The organism is Streptomyces sp. NPDC006368, assembly GCF_040612535.1.
GTDB lineage: Bacteria > Actinomycetota > Actinomycetes > Streptomycetales > Streptomycetaceae > Streptomyces.
On sequence record NZ_JBEXQK010000026.1, the window covers coordinates 79,236 to 85,807 of the forward strand.

Sequence of the window (6,572 nt, forward strand, 5' to 3'; positions counted from 1 at the left end):
CTCCCCTGCCGGGTCACACGCCCCGCTGGCTCGCGTAGAAGACCAGCCGGTACTTGCCGATCTGGACCTCGTCGCCGTTCGACAGCGGCACCGAGTCGATCCGCTCACGGTTCACGTACGTGCCGTTGAGGCTGCCGACGTCCGCGACCGTGAAGCTGCCGTCCGGCGACCTGCGGAACTCCACGTGGCGCCGCGACACCGTCACGTCGTCCAGGAAGATGTCGCTCTGCGGGTGACGGCCGGCCGTCGTCAGATCGGCGTCCAGCAGGAAGCGGCTGCCCGAATTCGGGCCGCGGCGCACCACGAGGAGCGCCGAGCCCAACGGCAGGGCCTCCACGGCGGCCTGCGCCTCGGGCGACAGCGACGGAAGCTGGGTCTGGCCGGTGGCCTCGGAGTCGTACGCCTCCAGACCCGAGATCGAGATGGTCGACGTCGTCTCGGACGCGCGCTCCGCGGGAACACCCGGGCGCAGCGGCGCACCGCAGTTGGAGCAGAACCGGCTCGCCTCGGCGTTTCGGTGCCCGCACCTCGTACAAACCGGCATGGGCGAGTCTCCACCCGTACTCGAGGTCGATGGTTGCCCGAAACCTATGCGGCCGGGACCGGCAGGGTCAACAGACGCGCCCTGGTGCCCGGGAACACCGCCCGGACCGGCGACCTCGTCACGGAACAGGGGGCGCTCCCCACCCTGCTCCTCATTCTGGTCATGGCGCGGCGCACGGTGCTTGGCACTGCTGCCGTCCTCGCGTGCGCTCTTGCCGAACAACTTCGCAAACAACTTCACGGGCGATTCCCCTTGAACGAAACAGACCCGCCCGTGGGGCAGGACGAACCCTGACTGAACACACCTGCCGACCCGGACACCCTCACAACGTCCGTATCCTCCGGACAGTTTCCATCACGCACCACCCATGTGATGCGCCGACCCCCCGCAACCTCTTGCCCTTGTCCCAAGACCCCCATGCGCGCCCCCGCTCACCGCGATGACGACCGAGCGTAGTCAGGCCGCTCCGCCGGTCGCAAGGCATCCACAACGATCTTCTCCGACCGGGTCACCGTGGCGGTGGCCTGCTCCTTCTCCAGCGTCTGGACGACACCGCCCGGAATGTTCAGCGCCGGCTCCAGATCCTGCGGCTTCCCGATGACCTTGAAGCGGTACGGCCCCTTGATCCTCCGGCCGTCCACCTCGATGTCCCCGGCCTCACCGGAGAAGTAGGTGTCCGCGACGACCCTGACACCGTTGACCTGGATCGCCTCGGCACCCGCCGCACGCAGCTCCTGGATCGCGTCGAGCAGCATGTCCGACTCGACCGCTCCGGTTCCGTCGTCGATGGTGAGCGTGATCCCCGGGCCCTGCGCCGCCACCGTACCGGCCAGGATGCCGAGTTGACGTTCCTTCTCCAGCGTCTGCTTGCGCGCCTCTTCGGCCTGGTCCGAGCTGTTGACGAGCTCGGTGCGCTGGTCCTCCAGCCGCGCCTTCTCGTCCTCCAGCCGCTGGGTGCGGTCGTCCAGCTCGTCCAGGATCCGTACCAGGTCCTCCTGGCGTGCCCCGCGCAGCGCGCTGTTGTCACTGGTCGAGCGGACCTGGATGGCCAGGCCCAGACCGAGGACGAACAGCAGCACGGCGACGATGAGTTGGGCTCGCGTGACGCGCGGCGGCCACAGGCCGGCGAGGAGCCGCTGCCGCCCGGTCTGCGGTTCCGGCCGCGCCTGCTGGTGCGGCTCGTGGTGGGGTGTCTGTTCGTTGTCGCTCATCGGCCTCACGCCCGGAACACGTGCCGCCGGATGGCGGCGGCGTTGGAGAAGATCCGGATGCCCAGCACCACGACCACACCCGTGGACAGCTGCGCACCCACACCGAGCTTGTCACCCAGGAACACGATCAGAGCCGCCACGACGACGTTCGACAGGAAGGAGACGACGAAGACCTTGTCGACGAAGATCCCGTCGAGCATGGCCCGCAGCCCTCCGAAGACCGCGTCCAGGGCGGCCACGACGGCGATCGGCAGGTAGGGCTCGACCACTGCCGGCACCTCGGGCCGGATGAACAGTCCGACCACGACTCCCACGACGAGGCCCAGTACGGCGATCAAGATGTGCCCTTCCCTGTGTCGGCCGTGCCGCCCCCGTCATCCGTGCCGGCTTCGGCGGTCCTCGGCTCTGCTGTACGTACGATCAAGCTCGGCGCGGCCGGCAGACGCACCTCGGCCTGGTCCGAAATGCTGGTGCGGATGCCGAAGTTCTCCTGGAGCGCGTGCAGGTACAGCCCGTCGGCGCTGTCCTGGAACGTCGTGCTCAGCTTCTTGCCGTCGCCGACCGCCAGCACCGTGTACGGCGGCACGAGCGGCTTGTTGTCGACCAGTATGGCGTCGCCCGCCGCGCGGATCGCCGACAGGGCGGTCAGCCGCTGCCCGTTGATGGCCACCGCCTCCGCACCCGACTGCCACAGTCCGTTGATGACCCGCTGCATGTCGCGGTCGCGTACCCGCCCCGTATCGGAGAAGCCGCTGCTCTCCCGCGGCCCGCCGCCGCCCTCGTCGGTGTCCTTCGCGTCGTCGACGACCAGCTTGACGCCGGGCCCCCGCACCTCCGTCGCCCCGGAGAGCAGGGCCACCAGCTCCCCCTGGTCCCCGCCGTGCTTCTGCAGCGCCTTGCGCTGCCGCTCCCCCACCTCGGCGCGCAGCGCCTCGATCCGGTCCTCCAGCTGATCGGCCGTCGAGGTCTCGGACTCGATCCGGTCGATGAGCTCCTCACGCTCCTTGGCCACCACCGGCGCCGAGATCTGCGCCTGCGCGGCACCGAGGGTGACGACCGCCGCGGCCAGCACGAGCCCGGCCGCCAGTCCCAGCTTCGCCCGGAGCGTACGAGGCAGTCCACCCCCTTCGGCGGCGCGGCGGGCCGAGGCCTCCGCGTAACCGTCGTCCAGCGCGTGGTCCATGACATTGGTCAGCAGCGACATGGACGCGTCGGGACGCGGCGACGGGGAGCCGGTGCTCCGAACGGGGGGCTGCTGCGACATGCCGCACATCGTCGCACGTCGCGGGGGCTACCGCCGAATGGCCCCACCGATGTGCCGGGAGGTGCCCCAGGCACCTCCCGGCACATCGGTCTCAGTGGCTCAGCGGCCCGCGCTCTCCACCACGGCGGCCCAGTCGTCGAGCAGCGCCTGCGCGGAAGCGTCGTCCGGCCCCTCCGCCCACAGATGGGTGACGGCCTCCGCCGGGTCGGGCAACACCATGACCCACCGGCCGTCGGCCTCCACGACCCGCACACCGTCGGTCGTGTCGACGTGCCGGTCCCCGGCGGCCTCGACGACCCGGCGCATCACGAGGCCCTTGACGGCCCACGGGGTCGCCAGGTCCCTCTTCAGGACGTGCGCGCGGGGTATGCGCGCGTCGATCTGGCTGAGAGTGAGCTGGGTGCGCGCCACCAGTCCGATCAGCCGGACGAACGCCGCCGTCCCGTCGAAGACGCTGCTGAACTCGGGAACGATGAATCCACCGCGCCCGTCGCCACCGAAGATGGTGGACTCCTCTCGGCCCACCCGGGTCAGGTCGTCCGGTGACGTGGTCGTCCAGTCCACCTGGGTGCCGTGGTACGCGGCGACCTGCTCGGCGATCCTGGTCGTCGTCACGGGCAGCGCCACGCGTCCGCTGCGCCGCTCGGCGGCCACCAGGTCGAGCAGGACGAGCAGCGCCCGGTCGTCCTCGATGATCCGGCCCCGCTCGTCGACCAGGGACAGCCGCTCGCCGACGGGGTCGAACCGCACGCCGAACGCCGCCCGAGCCGATGCGACGATCTCCCCGAGCCGCACCAGACCGGCCCGGCGGGACTCGGCCGTCTCGGTGGGCCTGGACTCGTCCAGACCGGGGTTGATAGTCAGCGAGTCGACCTGGAGCCGCCCCAGGAGGCTCGGCAGCACCAGTCCGGCGCTCCCGTTGGAGGCGTCGACGACGACCTTGAGCCCGGCTTCCGCGATGCCGGTCGTGTCGACGTTGCGGAGGAGGGATCCGGTGTACGAGTCGAAGACGCTGGACGGGAAGCTGAGATCGCCGATCTCGCCGGGGAAGGCCCGCCGGTACTCCTGGCGCGCGTAGACCCGGTCCAGCTTCCGCTGACCCCCTTGTGAGAGGTCGGCGCCCCGCTCGTCGAAGAACATGATGTCCACGGAGTCGGGCACACCGGGCGACGTGCGGATCATGATGCCGCCGGCGCTTCCCCTGGCCGTCTGCTCACGGGCCACGGGCAGCGGTACGTTCTCCAGGTCGCGTACGTCGATGGCGCTGGTCTGCAGCGCGGAGATCACCGCTCGCTTGAGGGCTCTCGCTCCTCGGGAGTGGTCACGCGCCGTGGTGACCGTGGCGCCCTTCTTCAGCGTCGTGGCGTACGCGCCGGCGAGCCGTACGGCGAGCTCCGGCGTGATCTCCACGTTGAGGATGCCGGAGACACCCCGCGCGCCGAACAGGTGGGCCTGTCCGCGGGACTCCCAGATGACCGACGTGTTGACGAAGGCACCGGCCTCGATCGTCTTGAACGGGTAGACCCGCACATTGCCCTGCACGATCGATTCCTCACCGACGAGGCACTCGTCGCCGATCACGGCGCCGTCCTCGATACGGGCGGCGCGCATGATGTCGGTGTTCTTGCCGATCACGCACCCGCGCAGGTTGCTGTGCTGACCGATGTACACGTTGTCGTGAACGACCGCCTTGTGCAGGAAGGCGCCGCTCTTCACCACCACGTTCGAGCCGACGACGGTGTGTTCGCGGATCTCGACACCGGCCTCGACCTTGGCGTAGTCACCGATGTACAGCGGCCCGCGCAGGACCGCGTCCGGGTGCACCTCGGCGCCCTCGGCGACCCACACCCCGGGTGAGATCTCGAAACCGTCGAGCTCGACGTCGACCTTGCCCTCGAGGACGTCGGCCTGGGCCTTCACGTAACTTTCGTGGGTGCCGACGTCCTCCCAGTAGCCCTCGGCGACATAGCCGTAAATCGGCTTGCCTTCCTTCATGAGCTGGGGGAAGACGTCCCCGGACCAGTCGACCGGGACGTCGGGCTGGACGTAGTCGAAGACCTCGGGCTCCATGACGTAGATGCCCGTGTTGACCGTGTCGGAGAAGACCTGTCCCCAGGTGGGCTTCTCCAGGAAGCGCTCCACCTGGCCTTCCTCGTCCACGATGGTGATGCCGAATTCCAGCGGGTTCGGCACCCGGGTCAGGCACACTGTGACCAGCGCGCCCTTCTCCTTGTGGAACCTGATGAGGTCGGTCAGGTCGAAATCGGTGAGCGCGTCACCGGAGATGACGAGGAAGGCGTCGTCCTTCAGCGCCTCCTCGGCGTTCTTGACACTCCCCGCGGTGCCGAGTGGCTTCTCCTCATTGGCATAGGTGAGCTCCATGCCGAGCTCTTCGCCGTCGCCGAAGTAGTTCTTCACGAGCGAGGCGAGGAACTGCACGGTCACGACGGTCTCAGTGAGCCCATGCCGCTTGAGCAGCCGCAGCACGTGCTCCATGATCGGCCGGTTCGCCACCGGCAGGAGTGGCTTGGGCATGCTCGAGGTCATGGGGCGAAGACGAGTGCCTTCGCCGCCAGCCATCACAACGGCTTTCATGTCGGAAGCGTCCTCCTTGCAGAGACGACGGTCTAGCCGACTTCACCCATCCGGTAACTGGCCCTCTGAGGTCATACGGCAGGCGGGGTAATCGCTGCGCAACACCAGGGACAGACAGGCTCAATCGGCCGTGGTATCCGCCTTGACAAGTCGGCGGACTTGGATCACATAGAGGATCCCTGCCCACCAATAGAGAGTTGTACCCCATCCGGCGAAGGCCCACCCGAAAACTTCAGCGAGTGATGCGAGCCACCCATCTCCGTCACTGAGGAGAAGCAGGGGGAACGCATACATCAAGTTGAAGGTGGCCGCCTTGCCGAGAAAGTTCACCTGCGGCGGAGGATAGCCGTGCCGGCGGAGGATTCCCACCATCACCAGCAGCATCAACTCACGCGCCAATAGTGCCAGCGTCAGCCAAAGGGGCAGGATCTCTCGCCAGGTGAGGCCGAGCAGCGTGGAAAGGATGTAGAGCCGGTCCGCGGCCGGGTCGAGGAGCCGCCCCAGGCTGCTGACCTGGTTCCAGCGGCGGGCCAGCTTGCCGTCCAGGTAGTCGCTGACACCGCTGAGCATCAGTACCAGCAGCGCCCAGCCGTCGCTGTTGGGCTGGTCGAACACCGGGCGGAGGATCAGCCACAGGAAGAGCGGCACGCCAACGAGGCGAGCCATGCTCAGGACGTTGGGGATGGTGAGGACCCGGTCGGTCTGAACGCGGGTCTCCTGTACCTCCACCCGGGTGCCTCCTGGGGAACGTGCCAACGATGCCCCCTGACTTTACCGCCCGCCCGAGCCGGCCGACGCAGAGGGGTAACCCCGGGGCCCGAACGCAGGAAAGCCCCGCACCAGAAGGTGCGGGGCTCTCCCACAATAATTGTTCGGCGGTGTCCTACTCTCCCACAGGGTCCCCCCTGCAGTACCATCGGCGCTGAAAGGCTTAGCTTCCGGGTTCGGAATGTAACCG

Annotated in this window: 6 protein-coding genes and 1 rRNA gene; all 7 read right to left on the reverse strand. The window is 68.4% G+C overall.

All coding sequences use genetic code 11. The features are described from left to right. Window positions 1-13: 13 nt before the first annotated feature. A complete protein-coding gene (locus ABZZ38_RS19935) occupies window positions 14-784 on the reverse strand; it encodes an FHA domain-containing protein (RefSeq protein ID WP_356741514.1) in 771 nt (256 codons plus the stop codon). A gap of 191 nt (window positions 785-975) precedes the next feature. Continuing rightward, window positions 976-1,755: a DUF881 domain-containing protein gene (locus ABZZ38_RS19940; protein ID WP_356741516.1), complete on the reverse strand. Its 780-nt coding sequence runs from the start codon at window positions 1,753-1,755 to the stop codon at window positions 976-978. A 5-nt stretch (window positions 1,756-1,760) separates the two neighbouring features. Beyond that, complete coding sequence (locus ABZZ38_RS19945) at window positions 1,761-2,093, reverse strand: small basic family protein (RefSeq protein WP_064068997.1); 333 nt, start codon at window positions 2,091-2,093, stop codon at window positions 1,761-1,763. Next, the gene (locus tag ABZZ38_RS19950) at window positions 2,090-3,019 is read right to left on the reverse strand and encodes a DUF881 domain-containing protein (protein ID WP_356741518.1); all 930 of its coding nucleotides are present in this window, start codon (window positions 3,017-3,019) and stop codon (window positions 2,090-2,092) included. The genes ABZZ38_RS19945 and ABZZ38_RS19950 overlap by 4 nt, the downstream gene beginning before the upstream one ends. Before the next feature lie 99 nt (window positions 3,020-3,118). Further along, window positions 3,119-5,614, reverse strand: coding sequence for a mannose-1-phosphate guanyltransferase (locus ABZZ38_RS19955; protein WP_356741521.1), 2,496 nt, complete (start codon window positions 5,612-5,614; stop codon window positions 3,119-3,121). 120 nt (window positions 5,615-5,734) lie between these two features. Further along, on the reverse strand, window positions 5,735-6,343 hold the full coding sequence (locus ABZZ38_RS19960) for a CDP-alcohol phosphatidyltransferase family protein (protein ID WP_356741523.1): 609 nt from the start codon (window positions 6,341-6,343) through the stop codon (window positions 5,735-5,737). Window positions 6,344-6,484: 141 nt separating this feature from the next. Beyond that, window positions 6,485-6,572: ribosomal RNA gene (gene rrf / locus ABZZ38_RS19965) — 5S ribosomal RNA — on the reverse strand; the annotation flags it as partial.

What these genes read in the sequence shown, in the direction of transcription:
- ABZZ38_RS19950 (WP_356741518.1), bottom strand. Translation starts at nt 3,019, where the DNA reads ATGTCGCAGCAGCCCCCCGTTCGGAGCACCGGCTCCCCGTCGCCGCGT.
- ABZZ38_RS19940 (WP_356741516.1), bottom strand. Translation starts at nt 1,755, where the DNA reads ATGAGCGACAACGAACAGACACCCCACCACGAGCCGCACCAGCAGGCG.
- ABZZ38_RS19955 (WP_356741521.1), bottom strand. Translation starts at nt 5,614, where the DNA reads ATGAAAGCCGTTGTGATGGCTGGCGGCGAAGGCACTCGTCTTCGCCCC.